A 1,393-nucleotide genomic window follows, 5' to 3' on the forward strand; every position below is an offset into this window, starting at 1 on the left:
GGATTCGCCGGCCGGTTCAGTGCTTTTCTCGTCTGATTCTTCGTCTGATTCTTCGGTTGTGTCGAGGGTGTTTCCGTGGGTGGTGTCGGGGCGGGATGCGGCGGGTTTGTTGGGGCAGGCGGAGCGGTTGTCGGTGTTTGTGTCGGGGCGGCCGGGGGTGGATGTGGGGGATGTGGGTTTCTCGTTGGTGTCGTCGCGGTCGGTGTTCGCGCATCGTGGGGTGGTGGTGGCGGGGGATCGGGCGGGTTTTCTGGCGGGGTTGGGGGTGTTGGCGCGGGGGGAGTCGGCGGTGGGTGTGGTGTCGGGGGTGGTGTCGGGGGTGGCGGGTTCGGGGCCGGTGTTCGTGTTTCCGGGTCAGGGGTCGCAGTGGGTGGGGATGGCGGTGGAGTTGATGGATTCCTCGCCGGTGTTCCGGGAGTGGTTGGTGGCGTGTGCGGGGGCGTTGGAGTCGTGGGTGGACTGGTCGTTGGTGGGGGTGTTGCGGGGGGTGGCGGGTGCGCCGGGTTTGGAGCGGGTGGATGTGGTGCAGCCGGTGTTGTGGGCGGTGATGGTGTCGTTGGCGGGGTTGTGGGGGTCGTTGGGGGTGGTGCCGTCGGTGGTGGTGGGGCATTCGCAGGGGGAGATCGCGGCGGCGTGTGTGGCGGGGGCGTTGAGTCTGGTGGATGGGGCGCGGGTGGTGGCGGTGCGCAGCCGGTTGGTGGGGGAGTGGTTGTCGGGTCGGGGTGGGATGGCGTCGGTGGGGTTGCCGGTGGCGGTGGTGGAGGAGTGGCTGGGGTCGTGGGGTGGGCGGTTGTCGGTGGCGGCGGTGAATGGGCCGTCGTCGACGGTGGTGTCGGGTGATCGGGGGGCGTTGGATGAGTTTCTGGCTGGTTGTGAGTCGCGGGAGGTGTGGGTTCGGCGGGTCGCTGTGGATTATGCGTCGCATTCAGTGCAGGTGGATGGTGTGCGGGGTGAGTTGTTGGCTGCTTTGGAAGGGTTGTCGCCGCGGGTTCCGGATATTCCGTTCTTCTCGACGGTGACCGGTGAGCTGGTGGATTCGGCGGTGCTGGACGCCGGCTACTGGGCGCGCAATCTGCGGGAGCCGGTGAAGTTCGAGCCCGCGGTCCGCCGCCTGGTGGACCAGGGGCATCGGATGTTCATCGAGGTCAGTTCGCATCCGGTGTTGACCGTCGGGGTGCAGGAGACCATCGACGCGGCGGATTCGGACGCGGTGACAATCGGGACCCTGCGGCGAGATGACGGAGGTCCCCGTCGTTTCCTCGCGAGCGTGGCCGAGGCGTTCACGCACGGCGTCGCGGTGGACTGGGCGCCGGTGTTCGAGGCGCCGGTGTTCGAGGCGCAGCCGAGGCGGGTCGACCTGCCCACCTACGCCTTCCAGGAACAGCGGTACTGG

1 protein-coding gene is annotated in these 1,393 nt (G+C 68.3%); it reads left to right on the forward strand.

The genetic code is table 11. The annotated features are described in order from the left end of the window. Nucleotides 1–172: 172 nt before the first annotated feature. On the forward strand, nt 173–1,393 hold a 1,221-nt coding region (locus tag MXD95_RS04010), incomplete at its 3' end, for an acyltransferase domain-containing protein (protein WP_250639158.1).

Origin of the sequence: Frankia sp. AiPa1 (genome assembly GCF_023243075.1) — a bacterium.
GTDB lineage: Bacteria > Actinomycetota > Actinomycetes > Frankiales > Frankiaceae > Frankia.